The organism is Erwinia sp. PPS120 (assembly GCF_047918655.1).
Taxonomy (GTDB): Bacteria; Pseudomonadota; Gammaproteobacteria; order Enterobacterales; family Enterobacteriaceae; genus Erwinia; species Erwinia tasmaniensis_A.
This window is the reverse complement of sequence record NZ_JBLREF010000029.1, coordinates 1-23007: the sequence shown is the minus strand read 5'-3', so window position 1 is coordinate 23007 and position 23007 is coordinate 1. Positions and strand designations below refer to the sequence as shown.

At 56.6% G+C, this 23007-nt stretch carries 22 protein-coding genes and 3 pseudogenes; 5 read left to right on the top strand and 20 right to left on the bottom strand.

The features are described 5' to 3' along the window. Positions 1-14: 14 nt before the first annotated feature. The 7 genes from ACLRGG_RS14865 to ACLRGG_RS14835 form a co-directional block, all read right to left on the bottom strand. On the bottom strand, positions 15-1616 hold the full coding sequence (locus tag ACLRGG_RS14865; protein ID WP_416250500.1) for an ABC transporter substrate-binding protein: 1602 nt from the start codon (positions 1614-1616) through the stop codon (positions 15-17). Positions 1617-1647: 31 nt separating this feature from the next. Continuing rightward, positions 1648-2925 (bottom strand): NAD(P)/FAD-dependent oxidoreductase, encoded by a 1278-nt coding sequence (locus tag ACLRGG_RS14860; protein ID WP_416250499.1) that lies wholly within the window; start codon positions 2923-2925, stop codon positions 1648-1650. Between the two features lie 20 nt (positions 2926-2945). Then, complete coding sequence (locus ACLRGG_RS14855; protein WP_416250498.1) at positions 2946-3614, bottom strand: haloacid dehalogenase type II; 669 nt, start codon at positions 3612-3614, stop codon at positions 2946-2948. A 240-nt stretch (positions 3615-3854) separates the two neighbouring features. Further along, on the bottom strand, positions 3855-5324 hold the full coding sequence (locus ACLRGG_RS14850; protein ID WP_416250497.1) for an aldehyde dehydrogenase family protein: 1470 nt from the start codon (positions 5322-5324) through the stop codon (positions 3855-3857). A 376-nt stretch (positions 5325-5700) separates the two neighbouring features. Next, the gene (locus ACLRGG_RS14845; protein ID WP_416250496.1) at positions 5701-7161 is read right to left on the bottom strand and encodes an NAD-dependent succinate-semialdehyde dehydrogenase; all 1461 of its coding nucleotides are present in this window, start codon (positions 7159-7161) and stop codon (positions 5701-5703) included. Between the two features lie 127 nt (positions 7162-7288). Next, positions 7289-8245, bottom strand: a complete 957-nt coding sequence (cbl, locus tag ACLRGG_RS14840) for an HTH-type transcriptional regulator Cbl (protein WP_416250495.1) — start codon at positions 8243-8245, stop codon at positions 7289-7291. 299 nt (positions 8246-8544) lie between these two features. Continuing rightward, entirely contained in the window at positions 8545-9075 is a 531-nt protein-coding gene (locus ACLRGG_RS14835) for an O-acetyl-ADP-ribose deacetylase (protein WP_416250494.1), read from the bottom strand. Positions 9076-9256: 181 nt separating this feature from the next. Between ACLRGG_RS14835 and ACLRGG_RS14830 the strand changes: the two genes are divergently transcribed. Beyond that, positions 9257-9466 carry a SymE family type I addiction module toxin gene (locus ACLRGG_RS14830; RefSeq protein ID WP_416250493.1) on the top strand — a complete coding sequence of 70 codons (210 nt, stop codon included), beginning with the start codon at positions 9257-9259 and terminating at the stop codon, positions 9464-9466. 284 nt (positions 9467-9750) lie between these two features. Here the strand turns inward: ACLRGG_RS14830 and ACLRGG_RS14825 are convergent, their stop codons facing one another. From ACLRGG_RS14825 to xerC (ACLRGG_RS14810), 4 genes and pseudogenes are all read right to left on the bottom strand, one after another. Next, complete coding sequence (locus ACLRGG_RS14825) at positions 9751-9906, bottom strand: hypothetical protein (protein ID WP_416250492.1); 156 nt, start codon at positions 9904-9906, stop codon at positions 9751-9753. 650 nt (positions 9907-10556) lie between these two features. Continuing rightward, on the bottom strand, positions 10557-10880 hold the full coding sequence (locus ACLRGG_RS14820) for a type II toxin-antitoxin system RelE/ParE family toxin (protein ID WP_067710085.1): 324 nt from the start codon (positions 10878-10880) through the stop codon (positions 10557-10559). Next, positions 10877-11140, bottom strand: a complete 264-nt coding sequence (locus tag ACLRGG_RS14815; RefSeq protein ID WP_067710087.1) for a type II toxin-antitoxin system ParD family antitoxin — start codon at positions 11138-11140, stop codon at positions 10877-10879. The genes ACLRGG_RS14820 and ACLRGG_RS14815 overlap by 4 nt, the downstream gene beginning before the upstream one ends. A 53-nt stretch (positions 11141-11193) precedes the next feature. Then, positions 11194-12000, bottom strand: a pseudogene (gene xerC, locus ACLRGG_RS14810) (site-specific tyrosine recombinase XerC); the annotation flags it as partial. 52 nt (positions 12001-12052) lie between these two features. On the opposite strand from xerC (ACLRGG_RS14810), the pseudogene ACLRGG_RS14805 reads away from it, so the two are divergent. Both ACLRGG_RS14805 and ACLRGG_RS14800 read left to right on the top strand, forming a co-directional pair. Then, a pseudogene (locus ACLRGG_RS14805) lies at positions 12053-12316 on the top strand (helix-turn-helix domain-containing protein). Positions 12317-12425: 109 nt separating this feature from the next. Further along, positions 12426-12635 carry a SymE family type I addiction module toxin gene (locus ACLRGG_RS14800; RefSeq protein WP_416250491.1) on the top strand — a complete coding sequence of 70 codons (210 nt, stop codon included), beginning with the start codon at positions 12426-12428 and terminating at the stop codon, positions 12633-12635. Between the two features lie 42 nt (positions 12636-12677). Here ACLRGG_RS14800 and ACLRGG_RS14795 read toward each other — a convergent pair whose 3' ends face one another. From ACLRGG_RS14795 to ACLRGG_RS14765, 7 genes and pseudogenes are all read right to left on the bottom strand, one after another. Beyond that, on the bottom strand, positions 12678-12983 hold the full coding sequence (locus tag ACLRGG_RS14795; protein WP_416250490.1) for a MafI2 family immunity protein: 306 nt from the start codon (positions 12981-12983) through the stop codon (positions 12678-12680). Between the two features lie 8 nt (positions 12984-12991). Beyond that, positions 12992-13768: pseudogene (locus ACLRGG_RS14790) on the bottom strand (polymorphic toxin type 50 domain-containing protein); the annotation flags it as partial. After that, positions 13764-14240 carry an Imm42 family immunity protein gene (locus ACLRGG_RS14785; protein WP_416250489.1) on the bottom strand — a complete coding sequence of 159 codons (477 nt, stop codon included), beginning with the start codon at positions 14238-14240 and terminating at the stop codon, positions 13764-13766. The gene ACLRGG_RS14785 and the pseudogene ACLRGG_RS14790, both read right to left, overlap by 5 nt. Then, positions 14237-15109, bottom strand: a complete 873-nt coding sequence (locus tag ACLRGG_RS14780; protein ID WP_416250488.1) for a hypothetical protein — start codon at positions 15107-15109, stop codon at positions 14237-14239. The genes ACLRGG_RS14785 and ACLRGG_RS14780 overlap by 4 nt, the downstream gene beginning before the upstream one ends. Then, the gene (locus ACLRGG_RS14775; protein WP_416250487.1) at positions 15081-15224 is read right to left on the bottom strand and encodes a hypothetical protein; all 144 of its coding nucleotides are present in this window, start codon (positions 15222-15224) and stop codon (positions 15081-15083) included. The genes ACLRGG_RS14780 and ACLRGG_RS14775 overlap by 29 nt, the downstream gene beginning before the upstream one ends. Positions 15225-15900: 676 nt before the next feature. Continuing rightward, positions 15901-16950 carry a site-specific tyrosine recombinase XerC gene (gene xerC / locus ACLRGG_RS14770; protein ID WP_416250486.1) on the bottom strand — a complete coding sequence of 350 codons (1050 nt, stop codon included), beginning with the start codon at positions 16948-16950 and terminating at the stop codon, positions 15901-15903. 28 nt (positions 16951-16978) lie between these two features. Beyond that, entirely contained in the window at positions 16979-20041 is a 3063-nt protein-coding gene (locus ACLRGG_RS14765) for a CHC2 zinc finger domain-containing protein (RefSeq protein ID WP_416250485.1), read from the bottom strand. A gap of 111 nt (positions 20042-20152) precedes the next feature. On the opposite strand from ACLRGG_RS14765, the gene ACLRGG_RS14760 reads away from it, so the two are divergent. Together ACLRGG_RS14760 and ACLRGG_RS14755 are read left to right on the top strand one after the other, a co-directional pair. Then, positions 20153-20578, top strand: coding sequence for a helix-turn-helix domain-containing protein (locus tag ACLRGG_RS14760; RefSeq protein WP_416250484.1), 426 nt, complete (start codon positions 20153-20155; stop codon positions 20576-20578). 80 nt (positions 20579-20658) lie between these two features. Further along, positions 20659-20868 carry a SymE family type I addiction module toxin gene (locus ACLRGG_RS14755; protein ID WP_416250483.1) on the top strand — a complete coding sequence of 70 codons (210 nt, stop codon included), beginning with the start codon at positions 20659-20661 and terminating at the stop codon, positions 20866-20868. A 40-nt stretch (positions 20869-20908) separates the two neighbouring features. On the opposite strand, the gene ACLRGG_RS14750 is transcribed toward ACLRGG_RS14755, so the two are convergent. Then, a complete protein-coding gene (locus tag ACLRGG_RS14750) occupies positions 20909-21205 on the bottom strand; it encodes an immunity protein CdiI family protein (protein WP_416250482.1) in 297 nt (98 codons plus the stop codon). Continuing rightward, positions 21202-22215 (bottom strand): hypothetical protein, encoded by a 1014-nt coding sequence (locus ACLRGG_RS14745; protein ID WP_503369249.1) that lies wholly within the window; start codon positions 22213-22215, stop codon positions 21202-21204. Before ACLRGG_RS14745 ends, ACLRGG_RS14750 begins: the two co-directional genes overlap by 4 nt. Positions 22216-23007 lie beyond the last annotated feature (792 nt).

Genomic DNA, 23007 nt, shown 5'->3' with positions numbered 1-23007 from the left:
TGGATTAGCGGTTATCAGGCAAGCCAGGCGAATTCGTGGAAGCGATAGCCCATCATCATGCCCGACGGCCAGGCTTCTAGCCCTTTCACCCGGCTGCTGTATCCATCCAGCGAGCTGATAAAGGTGGGAATGATCGTGCCGCAGTGGTCGTAAATCAGCGCCTGCATATCGCCGTACATCTGTTTGCGCTTTGCCTGGTCGCGTTCGCCGCGCGCCGCCACCACCAGCTGGTCGAACTGCGGGTTTTTCCAGCCGGACTCATTGTTGGGGGCGTCGGAGAGGTAAAACTGTGAGAAGAGCAGATCGAGCGTCGGGCGCGGGTTGATGGAGCCGTAGCCGAGCGGATCTTTAGTCCAGTGCGTCGACCAGTAGCCGTCGTAGGGAACGCGCCGTACCTGGAAATTCACCCCGGCCGAACGGCCGAGCTGCTGAATAAGCTGTCCGCCCTCCACCGATCCCTCGATATTCTGGGTGGTGATAATCTCGGCGCTGGCGCCCGCCATCCCGGCTTTTTTAAAGTGAAAGCGCGCCTTTTCAACGTCCATTGGCCGCTGGGGGATTTCCTTATTAAACAGCGGATGCCACGGCGGCACCGGCGTATCGTTCGCCACCTCGCCAAAGCCCTGCATCACGGTTTTCACCATAATCTCGCGCGGCTGGAGATACTTCATGCCCAGCACGAAATCCTCACTGCTGCCGGGCTTCATATCGGTGCGAACAATCAGGTTGGTGTACATGCCGGACTTGCTCTCCAGCACGCCAAACTGGCCGGACTGGCGCAGACGCTTAACATCATTAGCGGTAAGCGTGGCAACGATATGCAGATCGCCGGACATCAGGGCGTTAACGCGGGCGGCCTGATCGGTAACGCCCATCAGCTCCACCTCGTCCAGGTGCGGCAGACCGGGCTTCCAGTAGTGGGGGTTCTTCACCCCGACCGTACTGACGCCGGGCGTAAAGGATTTGCACTGATAAGGGCCGGTGCCGACGGCCTTGCTGAAATTCTTCGTGCCGTCCTGAAGGATTAAAAACGGGCTGGTCGCCAGCACGGCAGGTATATCGAAATTAGGCTGGGTCAAAACCAGCTTCACTTCGGTGGGGCTGACGGCGGTGATGCTGCTGAACTGCTTCGCCTGGTTAATCGCGGTGGAAGCAACGGCGGGATCTTTATGGCGGCTGAGCGAAAAGACCACATCCTGCGCGGTCAGCGCTTTGCCATCGTGGAAGGTGACGCCCGGCCGCAGTTTGATCTGCCAGCTGATACCGTCGCTGCTTTCAATGGATTCAGCCAGCGCGGGCCGGGCGGCCAGTTTATTATCCAGCTCGGTCAGGCCGCTGTAGAACATAAACTGGCGGGTGTAGTCACCGCTGTTGTTGCCTTTTGCCGGGTCCAGGGTGTCGGTCGCCGAGGCATTCGCTACCGCCGCGCGCAGCCTGCCGCCCTTTACCGGCGTCTCAGCGTCGGCGCTTATCGCCGGGAACGCCACCAGCCCGGTGCTCATTACCGCCCCCGCCGACAGCAGCTTAATGATGCTGCGGCGCGACAGAGAGACCTCATTAATCGCCTGGCTTAATGACGGGTTAACACGACCAAATTCTTTGCGAAATTTACTCATCTGCACACCCTCAAAGTCGAACATTAGAGTCTCAGGAGATCAGATCCCGAGCTTTGTAATACAGCCCCGCCACCGGCAGGAACCAGGGTTTTCCAAAATAGCCGGGCACGGCAGGCCAGCTGTCGCGCTGCCAGGGGTTAGCGGATGCTTTTTCGGCAATGATGTCGGCCATCACGCGGCCCATCCATACCGACATCTGGGTGCCGTGGCCGCTGTAGCCCAGCGAATAAAACACCCCCTCCTGCTCGCCCGCATGCGGCAGCCTGTCTGCCGTCATATCCACCAGGCCACCCCAGCAGTAGTCGATTTTTGCCGATGCGAGCGCAGGAAAAATTTTGCTTAAGCCAGCCTGTAGCACCCGGCCGCTGCGCGCATCGGAGGTGGGATTACTGATGGCAAAGCGGGCGCGGCCGCCGAACACCAGGCGCCGATCGGCGGTGGTACGGAAATAGTTGCCGATATTCAGCGAGGTGACGCAGGTGCGGTTAGCGGGCATCAGGGCGTGAAGCTGTTCAGGCGGCAGCGGCTCGGTGACCACGATGAAGCTGCCTACCGGGACAATGCGGCGCTGGAACCACGCGAAGGGGCCGACATTGGAGCAGCCGGTGGCCATCAGCACTTTATCGGCGAGGATCTCACCGCGCGGCGTGCCAACCCGATGCCGGTATCCCTGGAGACGCGTCAGTTGGTTAACCGGCGTATGTTCGAAGATCTCAGCGCCGCTGCTGACCGCCGCCTGCGCCAGACCCACGCCAAACTTCCCCATATGCATCTGGCCGCCGCGCCGCTGAATCAGCCCGCCGTGAAAGGCAGCAGAGTTGACCTCACGCCGCACCTCGTCGGCCCCCAGCAGTTCAACCTCGGGATCGACGATGCTTTTCAGCGCCTTGTAGGTGGCCTTCAGCCCGGAAAAGTGCGCGGGCTTGCTGGCGAGTTTGATTTTGCCGCAGCGCAGGAAATCACAGTCGATCTGCTCCTCTTCCACCAGGCTCTGCACGTAGTCAACCGCGCTGGCGAAGGCGCGATAGTAACGGCTGGCCTGCTCAACGCCCCGGCTGGCCACCAGTGAAGCGAAGTTCTGCGATACGCCGGTATTACAGTGGCCGCCGTTGCGGGAGGAGGCCTGGCTCATCACCGCCCCGGCTTCCAGCACCACCACCTTAAGTCCGCTGCGCGCCAGACTGAGCGCCGCAGAGATACCGGTAAAACCACCCCCGATCACCACCACATCTGCCGTGGCGGGCAGTTCGCCCTGCGACGCGCCGGTAAAGACCGGGGCCGTGACCTGCCAGAAAGATTCCAGTTTCATGCCCTGCTCCTGGTAAAGGGTTACAGGCCCACCACGGCCGGAAGGCCGCCAATGTCCTGGATTTCGGTATAGCCATAGGCGGGATTAGCCGGATCGTGTCCGCGGTTAACGAACACCGTATGGGTGATCCCGAGGTCAAAGGCGGTCATCAGGTCATAGCGCAGGCTGCTGGAGACGTGAAGGATTTCGTCAGGCGCGCAGTTAAGCCTGCTGAGCATGTACTCAAAGCCCTTCATCTGCGGCTTGTAGGCCCCCACCTCTTCGGCGGTGATGGTCATATGGATCGGGACGCCCAGCCGGGGAACGTGATGCTTAATCAGCGCATCGGTCGAGTTCGTCAGCAGCACCAGCGGGAATTCAGTAGCAACTTTCGCCAGGCCAGCGGGGACATCTGCATGTGGCCCCCAGCTGGCGCAGGCGGTCATAATCGCCGCGCAGTCCTGCTCCGTGCACTCAACGCCCCACTTGTTACAGGTGCGGTAAAGCGCATCGCCTACCACCTGGGGATACAGCTTAAACGCGCCCAGTACTTCGTCCCGGCGATAGTAAGCAAAGTCGGTGGTGAAGGCGGTCATCTTCTCCGGGCTGACGCGGCTGGCAAAGCGGGCCGCCGCCGCCCCGGCCATATCAAAGTTGATCAGCGTGCCGTAACAGTCAAAGGTGATAAATTTCGGTTTAAACAGGGCCATGGTGCATACTCCTGGGTATCGGTGACTGAATTTTGAACGCCGTTCGGCACAATGCGACCGGCTGACGTCGCGGTAACGGTTGATAAATGACATGCTGGCTTCGCTGAAGAACGCTCAAAGCTCGCCCATTACGCGCCGAAGACTTTTGTCAGGCGCTCAGAAGTCGTTCAGCACGCGCTGACGACTTTTGTCAGCCGCTCAGAAGTCGTTCAGCACGCGCCGACGACCCTTAGCAGGCGCTTAAAAATCGATCAGCACGCTTTTGTAACGCTGGCAGGCTTCAAATGCCTGTCGGCCCAGATCTTTGCCGATGCCCGATCCCTGAAAGCCGCCGGTGGGAATAATGAAGTCGCCGGAGCGGCCGTAGCGGTTAATCCATACCGTACCCGCGGCAATCCCACGCATCGCCCGCATCGCGCGGTCAAGATTTTTGGTGTGTACCCCCGCACACAGGCCGTAGGTGGCATGGCCTGCCAGCGCCAGCCCCTCCTCTTCCTCATCGAATAGCTGCACGGTCAGGACCGGGCCAAAGATCTCCTCCTGCACCGCGGGACTGTCGGGCGAGACGTTGGCTATCAGCGTCGGCTGCCAGAAACAGCCCTCACCCGTGTCAGCAAATCGCTGGCCGCCCACCAGGATTTCACCGCCTAGCCGCCGGGCCTCCGTGACGATCTGCTCCACTTTCGCGGCCTGACGGCCATCAATCATGGGGGCATAGCGGCTGTTTTCGTTCCAGGTGACGCCCGGCGTAAAGCCCTGACAGAGCGCAGTCAGCCGTTCGATCAGCGCCGAGGCAATGCCGCGCTGGACAATCAGCCGGGTACCGGCCACGCACGCCTGGCCGCCGTTGGCGGTAAAACCGCGCAGGATCCGCAGCGCAATCTCCTGCACATCACCCGCGTCGTCAAAGACCAGCTGCGGGCTTTTACCGCCCAGCTCCAGCGTAACTGGCTTCATCCCATGCCAGGCGGCCTCGCTCATAATGCGCGCGCCGGTCTGCGTTGAGCCGGTAAATGAAATTTTTCGCACCAGCGGATGCGCCACCAGCGCGCTGCCGGTCACCGCACCACTGCCCTGTACGATGTTCAGCACGCCCGCTGGCAGCCCGGCCTGTACCGCCAGCTCGGCGAGCCGTACGCTGGAATAAGGCGTCAGCTCGGACGGTTTGAGCACCACCGCATTGCCTGCCGCCAGCGCCGGACCACACTTCCAGGAAGCCATCGACAGCGGGAAATTCCACGGGGTAATCGCGGCAATCACGCCGTAGGGTTCCGGGATCAGCATCCCAAGGCTGGCGTGCCGGGTCGGCAGCAGGTCGCCGCTGTATTTATCTGCGCACTCGGCATAGAACCGAATCGCCTCGGCGGTGAACGGAATTTCGTGATTAACGACATCATGGATCGGACGGGTGGAACCCAGTGCCTCAAGCTGGGCGAGCGGCAGGTCGTTTGCTATCAGATCGGCCCAGCGCCGCAGTACCGCGCCACGCTGGCGGGGAGGCGCGCTGGCCCAGCCGCTCTCCCTGACGGCCCGATCGGCGATGGCAACGGCTTCATCTACCTGCGCGGCGTCGGCGTCGGCCAGTTCGCCGGCCAGCAGCCCGTCGGAGGGGCGCTTTACGGCGAATCCTTCCCCCTCTCCACGTCGGTGCTGGCCGTTAATATAGTGGCCTTCTGGCAGTGCAATCTTTTCAGGATCGAAACTTAGCATTAATAAACCTCTATATTTACCGGACCTGTTGCCCATGCGATCCCGCCTGTATTTAGCCTGCTAACTAAATAACCGTCCGGCGGTTCTGGCCTGAATAAACTAATGCAGTAAGCATGCCAGTCCGTAAAAAAATATAAATGCGTAAACCCTGGCTGAAAAAAATTTTATGCCGTAATGAGCGGCTAAATCTCACTGATTAGCCGCATCCGTAAGCAGATGATTTTTATTGCTTTATAAACGCACCATTGCAGAGCAAATGCGCCTTTTCCTGCACCAGATATGAGAAAACATCAGAAATGCATGGCCGCAATATAATAAAAAAAAGCCCGCAGCAGGTTAACCAGTGCGGGCGCGTAATAGTTTTTCACGGCTAACCTTAACTCAAACTCCCGAAATGAAAGGCCTTAATTTCAAGATATTCGTCCAGACCATGATGTGCGCCTTCGCGCCCCACGCCGGACATTTTTATGCCGCCAAAGGGCGCCACTTCCAGGGAGATGGCGCCGGTGTTATAGCCCACCATGCCAAATTCCAGCGCCTCACCCACGCGCCACGCGCGGCGCAGATCTTCAGTGAAAAAGTAGGCCCCCAGGCCATAAGGCGTATCATTGGCCATGGCGATCGCCTGATCTTCCGTGTCAAAAATAAACAGCGGGGCGACCGGACCAAAAGTTTCTTCACTGGCGATGCGCATGTCGGGAGTGACGTTGCCGAGCACCGTGGGGACAACAAAGGTGCCTGGCCCCTGACTGACACCGCCCGTCAGGCACGTGGCACCCAGGCCGAGGGCATTTTCAATATGGGCATTGACCTTGCTCACCGCCGCCGCATTGATCAGTGGCCCAAGGGTGGTGCCTTCCTCAAAGCCGTCGCCAACGCTAAGGCGGCTGACCTCTTCCAGCAGGCGCCGGACAAAGCGGGGATAGATGCCGCGCTGAACCAGTATCCGGTTGGCGCAGACGCAGGTTTGTCCGGCGTTACGAAATTTGCTGACCATCACCCCGGCGACGGCAATCTCCAGGTCGGCGTCATCGAAGACGATCAGCGGCGCATTACCGCCCAGCTCAAGGCTGAGACGCTTAATGCTGTCTGCGCTTTGCTGCATCAGCAGCTGGCCGACGCGGGTGGATCCGGTAAAGGAGATTTTACGCACGGTGCGGCTGGCGGTGAGTTCGCCACCAATGCCCTGCGGCAGGCCGGTGAGGATTTGCAGAACGCCAGGCGGGATGCCCGCGCGGGTGGCCAGCTCCATTAGCGCCAGCGCTGAGAGGGGCGTCACTTCAGAGGGTTTAACCAGAATGGGGCAGCCAGCCGCCAGCGCCGGGGCGACTTTCCGGGTAATCATCGCAATCGGGAAGTTCCAGGGGGTGATGGCCGCCGCCACGCCGACCGGCTGCTTGATGACCAGGATGCGGCGATCGTTTCCCGGCGCGGGGAGGGTTTCGCCGTAGATACGTCGGGCCTCTTCGGCAAACCACTTCACAAAGCTGGCGCCGTACAGCACCTCTCCTTTCGCTTCGGCCAGCGGTTTACCCTGTTCAGCGGTCATAATCACCGCCAGGTCATCGGCATGGTCGAGGATCAGCTGGTGCCAGGCTTCCAGCCGCTGCGCGCGCTGGGCGTTGGGCGTTTTCGCCCACTCGTGCCGGGCGGCCTCGGCAAAGGCGATGGCGCGGGCAGTCTCCTCCGCACCCAGAGCCGGGATGGTAGCTATTCGCTCGCCGGTGGAGGGGTTAATAATGGGCAGCGTTTCACCGTTATCGGCGTCGCGCCAGCCGCCCGCAAAGAAGGCCTGCTGGCGCAGCAGCAATGGATCGTTTAAACGTTGAGTAAGCATGTCGTCCCCTTATAAGTGTTATTTCCACTCTAGCGGAGGACCGGGAACGAATGCTGCGCTATGTACAGGGCAGTCAACGGGCTAAACGCCCATTTTCAGCCCCAAACAAAATTTTATGCCGTGGGGGTCAGATCTGGAAATCTATAACCGGCTCCTCCTCGCTGGCGGAAAGCGCCTGACGCTTGATCTCCTCCAGGGAAAGGTTGGCATTACAGAGTTCCAGGAACTGCCAGACATAGTTACGCTGTAGCTGCCCACGCTTCAGCCCCAGCCAGACGGTATTCGACTCAAACAGATGCTTCGCTTCCAGCCGCGTCAGGGACGAATGCTCATCCAGCTGACAGGCCTGATCGGCCAGCACGCCGACGCCCAGACCCAGCTCCACATAGGTTTTCACCACGTCTGAATCCTGGGCGCTTAATACGATATCAGGCTTAAGGCCCGCCCCGTGGAAAGCGCGGTCAACCCGGGAACGCCCGGTGATGCCCTGGCGATAGGTGATCAGCGGATAGCGGCTCAGCGCGGCCAGGGACACCGGCTGCTGCAGCTCAAGCTCATGCCCCTTAGGTACCAGCAGCGCATGGTGCCAGCTAAACCAGGGGAAGGCCGCCAGCGACGGATTATTAACCACCTGTTCGCTGGCGATCCCCACATCGGCCTCACCTGCCACCAGCATCGAGACGATTTCCTGTGGCGATCCCTGATTCAGTTCGAGCCTGACGTTAGGATAGAGCGCACGGAAAGCTTTAATTACCCTGGGCAGGCTGTAGCGCGCCTGGGTATGGGTGGTGGCGATGGTCAACACGCCGCTGGACTCATTGGTAAAGACATCGGCCAGCCGGCGCACCTTGCCCGCCTCATCCAGGATGCGCTCGGCGATGGTAAGCAGCGCCTTACCCGGTTCGGTCATGCCCAGCAGGCGCTTGCCGCGCCGGATAAAAATCTCAACGCCCAGTTCATCTTCCAGATCGCGGATATGGCGGCTGACACCGGACTGGGAGGTGAACAGCGCGTTTGCCACTTCGGTAAGATTAAACTCGCAGCGTGCCGCTTCCTTAATAATTTTAAGCTGTTGAAAATTCACGCGCGTCCCTCCCTCTGTTAACTGATATTTCACATCATGTTAAGGAGGCACACTCATAGCAACAAATAATAAAAAGAGGTTTTATATGCTTTTTAGTGCTAAGTGGGCGGGTTTAGTGGCCGAGTGAGGAATGCAGATATACTGCTCGTCGGGCAGGAGGATGAATAAGCTGGAGCGGCTGTTAACACGCCAGCGCTGGGAAGTGCATGGCACAGTCGCGTGAGGCGCAACAATATGGAGCGGTATCCTGCCCCTTTCGACGGCGCTTTCGCGGCGGGCCGCTTTAAGCCATAACGTTCTCAACAATAATGATTTTTTTCTAATGCCTTATAGATATCGTAATTCTCCTCTTCAAAGCAGACGATAATTATTTTTTCAATATTATGATGATTTATCAGGCTGCGGGTGATCGTTTTCAGTGCGATTTCTGCCGCTTTCTGTTTCGGGAATCTGTAAATCCCGGTGCTGATATTCGGAAAAGAGAGGGTATTTATATGATTATCCTCTGCCAGCCGGAGGCAATTTATATAACAGTTTGCTAACAGTGCATCCTCGTTATTTCCTCCCGGACGCCAGTGAGGCCCGACGGTATGAATGACATATTTGGCCGGCAGATGCCCCGCGACCGTAATCACGGCGTCGCCCACGTTACAGCCCCCCTGTTTGGCCCGTACAGCCTGACAGGCTTCAAGTATTTGTTTCCCTCCCGCGCGATGGATTGCCCCATCCACTCCCCCGCCCCCCAGGAGAGAGCTGTTAGCCGCATTAACAATCGCATCAACGGGAATTCGCGTGATATCCCCCTGGATGATTTCTATTCGTTTATCCATCGGTTGAAGCCCCCGTTAAGATCATTTTCACAAGACAGGTGCTTGTTCAGGCCCCTGAGAAGTGGTTTAAGTTTAGGGTAATAACTCGGGTTTAACAGTAACAAACGTTGGCTGAACGCGGCAGGAGTGAGTTCGCACCTCATCCCGCCGCTAACCACAACAACTTTACGAAATAGTTATCATGGCTGCGCAACATCATAAATCCGAACAGGTTTCAACCAAAGCCCGCCGTTATACCATGGGTTATGGCCGGGTTCACATTAAGCTCCAGCCGTCACCGTCGATCACGCTGCGGGGCCACTGGATGGGGGCGCTGGGTTTTGATACGGGCAGGAAGATTGAGGTGATTTGTGAGCAGGGCGAGTTGATCATCCGGCTGGCTGAGGAGTAAGCGGCAGGTAAAACTATCCCGGCCTGGTGGCCTGGATTTGCGTATGTTACCGGGGATTTAAAGGCGAGGCCGGTTTCTCTTTCGACATGAGGCATTGCCCCACACCAATAATAATCCCGCATCCGATTGATATTTCAGTGCCTCTGATTAAGTGATTTCGATCAAAATCAAAATCACTCACTAAAAAATAGGATGCCAGAGATATAAGTAATCGACCACCTACAAGAGTAATGAAAAGACCAACTATCCACGAAGTGACCAATAATAATAAGAGCTTAATTTTCTTATTTTGCATCACTCTTTTTCTCCAATTTTTGCTGAACTTTTTTGTCTAAATTCTGTGCGAAACTTCCAGGATATTCAGAACCGGCAGATTCCGCGACTGCCCCTGTTATTTTAGGTATAGTGAATTGAGGAACTGTAGCTTGTAGTCGCTCCACACCTTTTCCTATGGTAGCACCTCCAGGGTTCCCAAGCCTGCATCGGGGATCGGAGCTGTAGCATCTTTCCCCTGCAATTTAGCGCCTGTATAAGCACCAGTAACACTTGCTACTTCAGTCAACCGGTATCCTTTACCCTGAGTTAGTCCGCTGATACCTGTGGCTATAAGCGCTTCGGAGCACTGAAAAGCCCCCACTGTTTAACTGATTGAATACATTTGCCTGGCCGCCGCAGACAGACGCAGCCAGGCGGGCATAAAGCTCTTTAAGCGGAGGCCGTCAGGCCGGCCTGCCTTATTGCTGTTGCCTGACACGATGAACAGGCCAGCGCCACCAGGGATGGCGGCCCCACCCCGCCGCGGAACGGGGGGCGCACGTCATAATGTGTATTATAAGCATACGGCCCTCACGATAACGGCGGGCCGGGGGCCGGGCGCTGAGGCTGAGCGGGACGGGTGCGTATAATACCCACACATCATGTTTAATGGCCGGGCAGCGGCCACGCCTGAACCGCCATATTGTGCGCCGCCTGTACCGCTGTATGGCCATTTACCCTCGCGCACACGGGACGCGATGAAGGCAGAGCCCCGCACAGACGCGGCGCTTAGCCGCACAGCGAACAACTCAGCTCACAGACGGCTCCGCTAACTTTACGGGCTGTCCGGTGGCTCTGATGCTCCGTCCGGTTCTGTGAACAGCGTTATAATATCCCGTGAGCCATGCAGCAGCCTCTCTATACGCACTTCAGTATCAAGCACCCTGAACACGATGAGATAGCGCCCGTAAGCACAGCTTCTGACGCACTGCCCCAGCTCGGGTCTTTCTCTGTAGATGCCCGGTGATTCCCCTATCAGCAGGCACTGCTGATACAGCTCTTCCGTGAAGCTCACTGCCCGTACCGGGTTATCCTGCGCGATATAGTCACCTATGGCTTCCATATCCTGCTCTGCCAGTGGTGATATACCCAGTTTCATTTCGTCTGCTCACCTTCGCCCATGCGTTGGTATTTGCGTGACAGACGCCCGAACACCTCTTCAGCACTTTTGCTTTCACCGCTGTTTATCCCTGCGCTGACCGCTTTTTGCAGTGTTTCAAGTTTCATCTGCTGCTCCCGTTCTTCCAGTGCTCTGAGTCCCGCACGGATCACTTCACTGGTGTTGTTGTAACGCCCGCTTTCTATCTGTTCGCGGATGAACGCTTCGAAGTAAGGACTGAGTGCTACGCTGGTTGGCATGGTCGTTTCTCCACCCGGATTACTATCAGTTAATAACTGTTAGTATTTCAGAGTTACTCTTCTCCATCAACTTTCGGTTTATCTGCCTCCCCCTGCTCCGCAGGATGCGTACCCGCATGCACCGCCTGCAACGCCCGGATACTCACCTGCGTGTAGATTTGCGTACTCTGTACGCTCCGGTGGCCCAGCATCGCCTGTATCCAGCGCAGGTCCGCGCCGTTCTCCAGCATCTGCGTCGCCATTGCGTGGCGGAACAGGTGGCAGCTCCCTTTGTCGATGCCCGCCGCTCTCAGGTACGGCACCACCGCGCCGGTAATGCCGTGTGCCGTCAGACCTGCCAGACCGTCCATGGCCAGGAACAGCGCCTTACAGTCCGCTGCCGCCAGCAGCTCTGGCCGCACATGATGCAGCCAGCGGTTGAGCCACCACAGCGCCCGCTCACCCACCGGTATCACTCTGTCCTGCTTTCCTTTGCCCTGCACGATGGTCAGTATCTTCCGGCTGAAGTCCACGCTGTATATCTCAAGGCTGGCCACCTCACCCCGCCGGATACCCGTTGACCACAGCAGCTCCAGCAGCGCCCGGTCACGGATACCCTGAAGCGTGCTCAGGTCGCACAGGCTGACTGTCTCTTCAACCTGTTCAACACTCAGGATGGTGCGCGGCAGGCGCTTCTCCAGTCTCGGTAACTCCAGGTCTGCCGCCGGGTTCGCCAGTATCAGCCCCTGTTTCGCCATCCAGCTGAACCACACCTGAAGCGGCTGGAGCGTGGTGCGCTGCGTCCGGCTGGAGAGCGGCTTACCGTTGGTTTTGCGATACTGGTACAGATGCCGCTGATAACGCTCCAGCACCGGGCGGGTACCTGCGCGACTTAACTTACTACGTAAAGAGCCTGGCCTGTCCCAGCAGGCGATGGCTGATGCCGTTGGCCTGCACGTTAACAGCTGGAAGTAGTACGAGAGCGGCCAGGCGATGCCTTCTCTTGATGCACTGAAGAAGATTGCCACCACGCTACATGTCAGTACCGATTTTTTGTTGTTTGATGGACATGAACGTGGACCTGAAGGTGAGCTGGCGCTTCAGTTTGAAGCCATCAGCCAGTTGCCGGTGAACGAACAGGCGATAGTCCGTGAAGTACTGGAGAGCCTGATTACCGAGTACCAGTCCCGCCGCTAGGACTCTGCAAGGAAGGCGGCTAAAGAAGAGAGTTAACACGAGCGCGGGCTGAAGGTGGTGGAACAGCGACAACCCGCTGACCACAACCAATTAAGTGAGGTAGCTAATCATGGCTGCGCAACATCATAAGTCAGAATACTTTTCAACCAAAGTCCGGCTCTATACCGTGGGTTACATTAAGGATCATATTAAGCACCGTCCGTCACCGTCGATCACGCTGTGGGGACACTGGATGGGGGATCTGGGGTTTGAGACGGGCAGGAAGGTTGAGGTGATTTATGAGCAGGGCGAGTTGATCACCAGGCTGGCTGAGGAGTGATCGGCAGGTAAAAGGATCCCGGCTCGTTGGCCGGGATATTAATTAATATTCTTTTCTTAGGTATACGCAGAACCCACTACCATTTTTAATCGGTTTTGGATAATCAAGACGTATTATATTTACATCAAAATTACAATCTTCATTAAAATCAGCCATTACTTCAGCCTCTATTTCAGAGACTATTTCTTCGTCATTTTCATGTACTTCACCATCATAATAAAAAAATAACTTAATATCATTTTCACTTAGTTCTGCCATTATTGCTCGCATGTTATTAGTGACATTGCCAAGTAAAGCCCTTTGTATGGATAGCTTAAAATAGTTATTAAAATCAGTTGTTTTTTTCATGGTTTCGTTTACTCCGACGGCCTTGCAGGAACAATATGAACACCATTTTTTCCATAGTGAACAATACCATTGGTAGTCGGCGTGGACACGCCAGTTTGAGGGTCTATATAGTTCCCAATGACTTTACCATAGTTAATCCTTTCCTTAGAGCCTAGTGTTCCAATAGCCGTATTACCGACCTGTTGACCTGTTCCTAATTTTGAAAGTAATGAATCAGGCTGAACTGTGAGTACACTTTTATTTAATCCAGCTTCAGACGCTATTTTGTATTCATTAGTGCCTGGTACGTGTTTATTCTGCTGGCCTTGATTAATCGAAGGTTTAGCTGTGCTGTTTGCGGAGCTACCAGAACCTTTACCAACCTTACTCACCCCACCCAGCGCACTTAACGCCACACCCGCAATAATATCGGCCTGAACCTGATCAAGGCCATATTTCGCCATGATCTGCTCTGACACTTTATTGCTGGCGACGATCCCGTCTGCATCCATCTGATGCGCCCAGGTCGCCGTCAGATCGTAGACCATTTTGATGGGGATATCTTCGCCCATCGCACGATCCAGCGCCTGTTTTACCGCCATACTGTCGGCCAGTACATCACCGTATTTCTGCTGGCAGGTCGCCGGACTGGTGGCACAGTCGCTGATAAGCTGCTTCTGCTGGGCGGTGCTCAGCTCTTCATACTTAGTGATAATACCGCTACAGTCACCGCCGCCAGCCTTGCACTGCTTCATTTCAGCGGACCAGGCATCTATCTGCTTACTGCTCAGATAGTTATTCTCAACAATTTATCTTTGTAATTATAATATCGTTAGTTCTATCCATAATTAACGTGTCTGCCAAAGGCAATGACATGATCAATTTTTCTATCGTCCCTCTAGGAAAGCGATCCTCGTTAAAACTATTTTCGAAATCTAAAGTATAGATTAGACGATCTTCATTACCGTCAAATCCCAACCAAAAATTACACCCGTAATCATATAATTCAGCAACATCCAATGATATTAATTTTTCAGGTATACCTTCCGAAAAATCCATTTTTTCTATAGGTATATTACCGACATCCTCATTAACTCCTTTGAGCCCTACCTCCAAACTCTCTTTCAATGAAGATATTACAATATAAAGATCTATAGTAACTCCTTTACCAGGGATTAACATATCATTGATAATAAAGTTAAAAACCCCACTGGGAGAGCATAAAACATCTATCTGCTCCACTTGTATTGCAATTTGATAAGGATTGCCAATTATCATTTAATTTTCCACCCTTCTTGCTTGCGTAATTGAGCTTTGGTCTTATTATCTAGCTGCATCGGATTTTTTGAATCCCCCGTACTTCCAGACCAATGATAGGTTCCTGTGTTATCAGGGAAATAACGGTGAATAGAACCATCATCTCCCATACTATAACGAGCTTTATTTCCATCAATTGATACTGAGTTTCCAAATAAATCTAAGGAATTTTTTGGTTCTATACCAGCATTGGGCCTAAATCCTTGCGCCCCCGGTGTGTGTTTAGTGTTGGATTCTACTTTTAATCCATTACTGGCAGTTGTCGCTTCCGGTATTGGTAATCTTGGATCATAACCCTGACTTTCCATGTAATTCGGTAAATCAGGAGCACCTTCAGTATTACCGGTATTGTTCGGTAATTGTTCTACAGATTGATCTCCGCCTGTATGATTCGGCCCGGTGTTTATCTGGCTTTCATTTCCGGTATGATTCGGCCCGACATTAACAGCATCAGTATTTCCTGTATGGTTTGGTCCGGTATCAATCTTTCCGCTATTGTTCCCCGTATGCGAAGGGCCACTCTCTCCGGTTCCCATCATCGCAGCGATGGCCGTCATCGCAACCTGCGCGGCCAGCGGGTACTCTCCCCCGGACAGACACTGCTTCACCTGCTGCTCACCGAACTCTTTCACCGCTGCATCCAGCTTCTGCGCGATGGCCGCATTGGCTTCCGTCTGCGGCGTCGTCTGTCCGGCCACTGGCGGCGGTGGCGTCAGCAGCGAGAGCAGGAAGTTATTCTCAACAACAACTTTATCCGGTGCACATCCTGCCGACGAACAAAATTTTTCCCTGTGCTTTCCGTCAGTTAGGGACGGTTTTTCCTGACGCACTTCCCGGACCGTAACTTTTTGCCCCGACGCGCCTTTTCAGCACCGGACACGCTACCGCCCCGGTGAGTATCACCGCGCTCAGCAGCCAGCACATGGCTTTTCTTGTCCGCTTCATTCCGCTTTCCCTGCGTCAGCCAGACCGGTATTTTAACAGCATGTTCTCCACTGTCATTACCGGTTTTCATTGCGGCGGGAACCGGGTCACAGCTCGCCTGTGGCCCGGTGAACCGTCTGCCGGGCGTGGGCTGGCGAGGCCCGCAAGGGCCGGAACGGCACTCTGTGGCACACCTGCACGACCGGGGGTTGATTTTGCATGACCACTCTGAACCGGGGCGGGTAGCGGAAGCTGGCGAGGCGGGAAGGAGCGAGGAGGAACGACTGCGACCCGCCGCAGCCAGACGCAGCCGGGCGGGCATGAAGTTGTTCAGCGGAGGCCGAAGGCCGACAACTGCCAGGCCGTTTGCTGAGGGTTTCCACCAGGCCGGAAGCCGCCAGGGACGGCGGCCCCACCCGGTGCTGAACGCGGGGGCGCACGACATAATGTGTATTATACGAAGACGGCCCGCTCATTAAGGGTGGGCCTGGCTGTGAAGCTCTGCGGGACGGCTGCGCATAATACCCGCACATTATGTTGAATGGCCGGGCAGCGGCAACGCCTGAACGGCTATATTGTGCGTGGCCCGTGCCGCTGCACGGCCATTTACCCCCGCGCACACTGCACGCGATGAAGGCAGATCGCCGCACGGACGCGGCGCTCTGCCGCACAGCGAACAACTCAGCTCACAGAGGGCTTACGGGCTGTCCGGTGGCTCTGGCGCTGCGTCCGGCTCCGGGTTCTCCCGCTGCTCCGCAGGATGCGTACTGGCATGCACCGCCTGCAACGCCCGGATACTCACCTGCGTGTAGATTTGGGTTGATTCAACGCTCCGGTGGCCCAGCATCGCCTGTATCCATCTCAGGTCTGCGCCGTTCTCCAGCATCTGTGTGGCCATCGCGTGGCGGAACAGGTGGCAGCTGCCTTTGTCGATACCCGCCGCTCTCAGATACGGCACCACGGCCAGGGTGATACCGCTGGCCGTCAGGCCCGCCACGCCATCCATTGCCAGGAACAGCGCCTTACAGTCGGGAGCAGTGAGTACCTCCGGGCGTACCTGGCTGATATAGCGCTCCAGCCACCACAGCGCCCGCTCGCCCACCGGTATTACCCGGTCCACCTTTCCCTTGCCCTGCACGATGGTCAGTATTCGCCGCGAGAAGTCCGCGCTGTATATCTCAAGGCTGGCCACCTCACCCCGCCGGATACCCGTTGACCACAGCAGCTCCAGCAGCGCACGGTCACGGATGCCCTGAAGCGTGGTCAGGTCGCACAGGCTCACGATGTCCTCCACCTGTTCCACGCTCAGGATGGTACGCGGCAGGCGCTTCTCCAGCCTCGGCAGTTCCAGGTCTGCCGCCGGATTAGCCAGTATCAGCCCCTGTTTCGCCATCCAGCTGAACCACACCTGAAGCGGCTGGAGCGTGGTGCGCTGCGTCCGGCTGGTAAGCGGTTCGCCGTTACTTTTGCGATAGCCGTACAGGTAACGCTGGTAGCTTTCCAGTACCGGGCGCGTGACGTCACCGGCATGGTACAGACCGCGTTCGCCAGCCCAACAGATAAAGCGGTAGCTATGATGGGTCTGCGTCTTCAGCGTGGTCTCTGACCAGTTGCGCTCACGCCGCCACTTCACGAACCGCAGCAGCAGCACGTACAGGCTTTTCGGGTGGGTGGCCGGGCCGACCGGCTGGCGGTAGATTTCATCAACGGTAAGAAGATAGTTTGAACGCGTTTTACGGTTGGCCATATTGACGCTCCGGTGTCAGGGCTGGCGACTAAGAAGAGGATTCAGATAACGAGGGCGAAGGCGGTAGCGGGGTTTTCTTTTTTTCCCTTATTACTGCGTTTTGCTCCGGACAGACTTGTGTAGCGCTTAACCCGTGTTCTGCCTGCTCTGAGGCCATATTTTGCGGGGCAGACTCAGCCCTGACTTGCACCAGACCTGGGGCAGACCTGCCTGCCCCCACATCAGACTTGCTATTAATATGACCAGACTTACGCTCACTGCCCTCGCTGTTTTCTCCGTTTCCGGTCACGTTCAGCAGCCCGCACAGGTGGTTTTCATCACCGTTACCGCCGTCCCACAGCAGCTCGTAGCGCAGCAGATGGCCACGACTGCCGCCGTGCAGCAACAGGTACTCCATTTCAGTGAGGCGCATACAGTGGTTCTTTAACTGGCTGTCGCTCCAGTTTGTCCACGCCCGGATATCCCGCCGCGTGAACCGTACTTCGCACGGCTGGCAGTTCTGCGCCGTGGCCATCTCCTTCACCATCGCCTGTATCAGTACCAGCAGCTTTCGCGTCTGCGGCGGCATCTCGTCCAGCGTCCGCCCCAGCACCTCATGCGCCAGCCGGTTCGCCAGGGCAATATCAGATGGCTGCACCCCGATATACTCCATCACGGCCCCGCGATGTTCAGCCCGTTTCACCTCCCGCTGGTACTGGTGCAGCAGCGCCACCGACTGGATTAACGTCAGGTACTTCATATGGTCGCGCCGCGTCCGGGTTTTATCACTGAGGAAGGTGAGCTGTTCCGCATACGGGTTGACCACCTTCAGCGGGCGTAACAGCCGCTGGGCGTTCTGGTGCAGCTTCGTCAGGTGACTCTTCTCCGACTGCGCCAGCAGCCCGGCCAGCGTCTGGCTTTTACGCTGCGCTGCGTGTATCGCTTCGGTCTGTGCCTGGCTCTCGTTGACCGTCAGCACCAGGCAGCGGTTCAGCAGCTCTTCATCCACGTCCGACGCCGTTGTCGTTAACATCAGCATCACCGGCCCCTGGACGCTGTACTCCCGCGTCACCAGGTCGCCGCTGGATTCGTCCTTGCCCGTCGAGGCGATTTTCAGCTCGCCGTCCGACTGCAACAGCTTCAGCGCGTAGGCCGCCTGCCTGACGCCTTCTTCCTCCGCTATCGCCAGGATTTTATGCTGCAATGACGTCTCACCGAGGTAGTAAAGGCTCTGCCCGGTCATGGCGCTGTACTGGATGCGCTCTTCCTCCGGTATCAGCGACAGCACCGCGTCCATCAGCGAGGACTTGCCCGCCGCCGAGCTGCTTTGTATCAACACGGCTAACGGCTTATCCAGCTTGCGCGAGGTTGCCGCAAGATAGCCGGTCAGCAGGTTGGCCGACTCGCCGACCACGCCACAGGATGCGAGGTCACTGACGATGCGTTCTGTAAGAAGAGGTGATTTCAGCAGCGCCAGCGCTTCGGCTTCTTCGTCACAGGAGACTGTCACAGCGCCGGAAGCCTGCTCCGTCTCTGCCGTCCGGCGCTGTTCGTCCTGTTGCTGTTCCAGCGCCAGCAGCACCCGGCCAGCCTCGCGTTTTATCACTGCGATATCGCAACCAAGCTCGTTTGCGGCACAGCTGATATACGCCTGGCGCTGCTTCGCGTGGTACATGTCGAAGCTGTCCACGTGGAACGCGCCTGTTGACTCGTCCAGCACCTGCACGTTGACCTTCATCACCTCTGCCAGGGTGTTCTTCTGCCAGCCGCGCACCCGCCACACGCGCGGGCCGGAACGCAGCAACAGTTCACCGGAGGGCGTGATTTCGCAGGCGATGGCAACGGTTGCAGGGGCAACGTTTGCCGTCTGAACGACCGGCCGGGCGGCTGAGGAAGGGAGGTTTTCACCGCTGACGGGCACGGCTTCAGCCGCAACACCTGAGCCGCTGTCGGATATCACCGGTGCCGCCATTCTGACTGCCTGCTCCAGCGCCAGCGCGAAGGCGGATTCAGGACTGCCACTTTTTAGCGCATACGCATTCGCATCCAGCCCTGCCGGGAACCGCACCCGCCAGGCCTCGATCCCCGCCCCGGCAAGCTCTGCCGCGACAGCTTCCGCCCCCCGATCCCCGGCCTCGTCCCTGTCGAAGGCGATCATCACCCGCTTCACCCCGTGAGACTGCAACGCCGCCAGGTGATCGGCGGTAAAGCCATTCACCCCGTAAGCAGCGATCACGTTGTGGTAACCGGCGCACCAGAAGGTCATGGCGTCGATCAGCGCTTCACACAGGATCACTTCGTCACAGCTGGTTAACGCCTGCTCATTCCACACCCCGGCCAGCGGCGATGGCAGATACAGATGTTTTGCCGATCCCTTTTTTATCTGATGATCCGCCATCGTGCGGCGACCGTACAGCTGCAACACACGGCCACGGGCAGCCGGATCATAACCCTCTGACCAGCCGCTAACCGGTACGATCAGACAGCCCCGGAAGTGATCCTGCCGGCTTGACTCACGCACCACGCCCAGCGCCGTAAGCCTTGCGCGGAGGGATTTGCCTTCCTTCGAGTGCGGCGACGGCAGCGCCCCCGCCACGCCGTGCGCCCCGGCGAACCCCAGCTTAAAGTGGCTGACCAGCTCAGGATGGTTCAGGCCGCGTTTTTCCAGCCAGGCCAGCGCATCCGGGCTGTTCAGCAGGTTCTGGTGATACCAACCGGTGACCTGATGCAGCAGCGCCTGGCCGTCGTCGTCCAGGTCGGTAAGCGTCTGACGGGCCACAGGCGGCGAAGAAGGTGCAGGAACGGCAGCGGCTGAGGAACTGGCAGAGCCAGCCAGCTCCCGTAGCCGTACCAGCGTCTGCGGATAAGTCAGCCGTTCAGTGTGTTGCAGCCAGTCCAGGACCGAACCGCCCGCCTCGCAGCCGAAGCAGTGCCAGAGGTTTTTGTCCGGGCTGATTGAACAGGAAGGCGTTTTCTCATGATGGAACGGGCAGAGGGTGACGAAGGCCTTTCCCTGCTTACGCAGCTTATGGCCCTGGCTTTGCGCCACCATAACCAGCGACACGTCACACTTTAGCTGCTCCAGTTCTTCCGGGGTCATTCTGCCTTTCATACCGCTGCTCCCTTAAAAACCTGTCAATAGGGTTTCAGTAAAAATAACTCGACAAGCATATACCACAGTAGGTAGTATTTACAACAGTGGGATGTAAAAAAGGGGTAGATTATGGTCATCAAGTCACAGGTAATACGGATAAAACCGACGATGGCCGCATCAATCAGCAGTGAAGAACAGGTATTTATGACGGAGTTAGGTCACCGCATCAGCGCCCTGCGTAAAGACGTCGGACTGACTCAGGTACAGATGGCTGAAGCGCTTAACGTTTCCCAGCAGGCGGTGCAGTCCTGGGAAGCGGGCAGGAGAAGGATACAGATCCCGATACTGCCCGCCGTGGCGAAGATCCTTTCGGTTTCACTGGAAGGATTGCTGGGTGAGGAAGCAGAGAACGCACCACGCAAGCGGGGACCGGCCTCACGGCTGGAACAACAGATCCAGACGATCGGCCAGTTGCCGAAGAGTAAGCAGAAGCTGGTTTCGGAGATGCTGGACGCCGTGATAGCCCAGGCACAGCAGGCAGGAACGGACAGTTAAAGAAGAGATTTAGCGCGGGCTGAAGGTGTCTCACCACCAACGGCCCGCTGACCACAACCAACTATGCGAGGTAGTTAATCATGGCTGCGCAACATCATAAGTCAGAACACGTTTCAACCAAAGCACGGCGTTATACCGTGGGATATATCCGGGATCAGCGGAAGTTTCAGCCGTCGCCGTCCATTACCCTGAAGGGGCACTGGATGGCGGATTTTGGGTTCAGTACCGGGCAGAAGATTGAGGTGATCCCGGAGGCAGGCCAGCTGATTATCCGGCTGGCTGAGGAGTGATCGGCAGATAAAAAAATCCCGGCTCGTTGGCCGGGAATAATTAATACTCAGAGTGGTAAATAACAATATAGTTATCTCCAAGTTCTTCTTGAAGAAGATAAGTCAACTTATAACCATCATCAATAAATCGTTTTTCTTCCTCTTCACTTTTAAAACCAGATGACGCCGGATCATCCATATTAAGTATGGCATCATATCGTTCAGCCCATTCTCTGAGACTGCATTTCAGCTCCGATGATATCGGTAGTTCTTCAGGAGATATATCTCCAAAATCTCCCAGAGTTGTCCCCCATAATGGATGACAATGGTAGTCAGCCATCAATTTTATTTTTTTCATTTTACTGAACCTCGTAAGTTAGCACCCACGATATACCCGTTATTCCCTACAGTAATAGCAATATTGTATTTTTTACCGTTTATCATCGCTTCATATATTGGCCGACCAGTTCCAGACCCTTGGTAACCAACTATTTTACCATCCGTGACAGCTTTCATTACCACATCAGGAATTCGTGCTTCTGATACACCTATTTTTGCAAATTGACTACCATGTTCTTCGACAATATGTTGTAGCCCTGATTTAAAATTACCCTTCTCAAGGAAAATGATCTTTCCACTATTATCCTTTGCAGCACCCACAACATTTTCTGGTGTAAATTTAATACCCTGAGTTGTCATCTCTTTAAATAAGGATTTAGTTGCAAAACTATTTTTTGCTATCAGGAAAAGATCTTTACCCAACATTCCCAGCGATGCTACTGCTGCCTGATTCTCAGGATCAGACACGAACGCAGCATACTTCGTCCACTCAGGACTATTTGTATCGATCTTCGCCAAATCCTGACCGTTCCACTGCTGAACGTAAGCTTTTGCTTCGTCGCTGGTCATCACATCCACGCCGGGAAGATTCCCCAGCCAGCCGGGGCGCTCTGTCATATCAACGCCGCCCTGAGCCAGCTCCTTATCAACAACCACGGCTTCCAGCGGGTTATCTTTCAGCTTCTGGTCGGTTTCGGCGCTTTGTTTATCACTGACCTGTTTCCACTTATCAATAACCGACTGGCAGTTACCCCCCGATTTCCGGCAGTCCGACAGCTCTTTATCGAACGTCAGCGCCTGATCTGCATGAAGATAGTTATTCTCAACAACAACTTCATCCGGTGCAGAGTCTGACAGCGAACCCGGTTTTTCCCTGTCCTTTCCGACGCTTACAGCCTGTTTTCCCTGTTGCACTTCCGCAACCGCAACTTTTTGCCCCGACGCGCCTTTTTCTCCCGTACACGCTACCGCCCCGGTGAGCATCACCGCGCATATAAGCCATGCCAGCGCTTTTTCTAACCGTTTCATCCCGCTTTCCCTGCGTTATCCGTCCGCGCATTTTAACAGCACTGACACCGCTGTCATTACCGGTTTTTCATCGCGGCGCTGAGCCGGGCCACAGCTTGCCTGTGGGCCGGGGAAGCGTCTGCCGGGCGTGGGCTGGCGAGGCCCGCAAGCGACGCCCTGCGGCGCTCTGAGGCACTGCGGGTTGAGGGAACACCGGATTTTGCATGACCACGCCACACCGGGGCGGGCAGCGGAAGCTGGCGAGGCGGGAACGAGCAACGCAGTGCGAGCCGCCGCAGACAGACGCAGCCGGGCGGGCATGAAGTTGTTAAGTGGAGGCCGTCAGGCCGACAGCTGCTTTGGGGTTGCTTACAGACGATGCACAAGTTTGCGCCGCCAGGGAGGGCGGCCACACCCCGGCACTGAACGCGGGGGCGCAAGACATAATGTGTATTGTGCGAAGACGGCCCGCTCGCCAGCGGCGGGACGGGCTTCGCTGCCTGCCGGGGCGACTGCGCATAATACCCGCACATTATGTTTAATGGCCGGGAAGCGGCCACGCCTGATCGGCATAGTGCGCGTGGCCCGTGCCGCTGCACGGCCATTTACCCCCGCGCACACGGAACGCGATGAAGGCAGATCGCCGCACGGACGCGGCGCTCTGCCGTCCATTGAACCCGCCACACTCACAGAGAACCGGCTAACTCAGCGGACTGTCCGGCAGCTCCGCTGCTGCGTCCGGCTCTGCCTCCTCTGGGTTCTCCCGCTGCTCTGCCGGATGCGTCGAACTGTGCACCGCCTGCAATGCCCGGA

What these genes read in the sequence shown, in the direction of transcription:
- ACLRGG_RS14865 (WP_416250500.1), bottom strand. Translation starts at nt 1,616, where the DNA reads ATGAGTAAATTTCGCAAAGAATTTGGTCGTGTTAACCCGTCATTAAGC.
- ACLRGG_RS14860 (WP_416250499.1), bottom strand. Translation starts at nt 2,925, where the DNA reads ATGAAACTGGAATCTTTCTGGCAGGTCACGGCCCCGGTCTTTACCGGC.
- ACLRGG_RS14855 (WP_416250498.1), bottom strand. Translation starts at nt 3,614, where the DNA reads ATGGCCCTGTTTAAACCGAAATTTATCACCTTTGACTGTTACGGCACG.
- ACLRGG_RS14850 (WP_416250497.1), bottom strand. Translation starts at nt 5,324, where the DNA reads ATGCTAAGTTTCGATCCTGAAAAGATTGCACTGCCAGAAGGCCACTAT.
- ACLRGG_RS14845 (WP_416250496.1), bottom strand. Translation starts at nt 7,161, where the DNA reads ATGCTTACTCAACGTTTAAACGATCCATTGCTGCTGCGCCAGCAGGCC.
- ACLRGG_RS14835 (WP_416250494.1), bottom strand. Translation starts at nt 9,075, where the DNA reads ATGGATAAACGAATAGAAATCATCCAGGGGGATATCACGCGAATTCCC.
- ACLRGG_RS14830 (WP_416250493.1), top strand. Translation starts at nt 9,257, where the DNA reads ATGGCTGCGCAACATCATAAATCCGAACAGGTTTCAACCAAAGCCCGC.
- ACLRGG_RS14820 (WP_067710085.1), bottom strand. Translation starts at nt 10,880, where the DNA reads ATGAAACTGGGTATATCACCACTGGCAGAGCAGGATATGGAAGCCATA.
- ACLRGG_RS14815 (WP_067710087.1), bottom strand. Translation starts at nt 11,140, where the DNA reads ATGCCAACCAGCGTAGCACTCAGTCCTTACTTCGAAGCGTTCATCCGC.
- ACLRGG_RS14800 (WP_416250491.1), top strand. Translation starts at nt 12,426, where the DNA reads ATGGCTGCGCAACATCATAAGTCAGAATACTTTTCAACCAAAGTCCGG.
- ACLRGG_RS14795 (WP_416250490.1), bottom strand. Translation starts at nt 12,983, where the DNA reads ATGAAAAAAACAACTGATTTTAATAACTATTTTAAGCTATCCATACAA.
- ACLRGG_RS14785 (WP_416250489.1), bottom strand. Translation starts at nt 14,240, where the DNA reads ATGATAATTGGCAATCCTTATCAAATTGCAATACAAGTGGAGCAGATA.
- ACLRGG_RS14775 (WP_416250487.1), bottom strand. Translation starts at nt 15,224, where the DNA reads ATGAAGCGGACAAGAAAAGCCATGTGCTGGCTGCTGAGCGCGGTGATA.
- xerC (WP_416250486.1), bottom strand. Translation starts at nt 16,950, where the DNA reads ATGGCCAACCGTAAAACGCGTTCAAACTATCTTCTTACCGTTGATGAA.
- ACLRGG_RS14765 (WP_416250485.1), bottom strand. Translation starts at nt 20,041, where the DNA reads ATGAAAGGCAGAATGACCCCGGAAGAACTGGAGCAGCTAAAGTGTGAC.
- ACLRGG_RS14760 (WP_416250484.1), top strand. Translation starts at nt 20,153, where the DNA reads ATGGTCATCAAGTCACAGGTAATACGGATAAAACCGACGATGGCCGCA.
- ACLRGG_RS14755 (WP_416250483.1), top strand. Translation starts at nt 20,659, where the DNA reads ATGGCTGCGCAACATCATAAGTCAGAACACGTTTCAACCAAAGCACGG.
- ACLRGG_RS14750 (WP_416250482.1), bottom strand. Translation starts at nt 21,205, where the DNA reads ATGAAAAAAATAAAATTGATGGCTGACTACCATTGTCATCCATTATGG.
- ACLRGG_RS14745 (WP_503369249.1), bottom strand. Translation starts at nt 22,215, where the DNA reads ATGAAACGGTTAGAAAAAGCGCTGGCATGGCTTATATGCGCGGTGATG.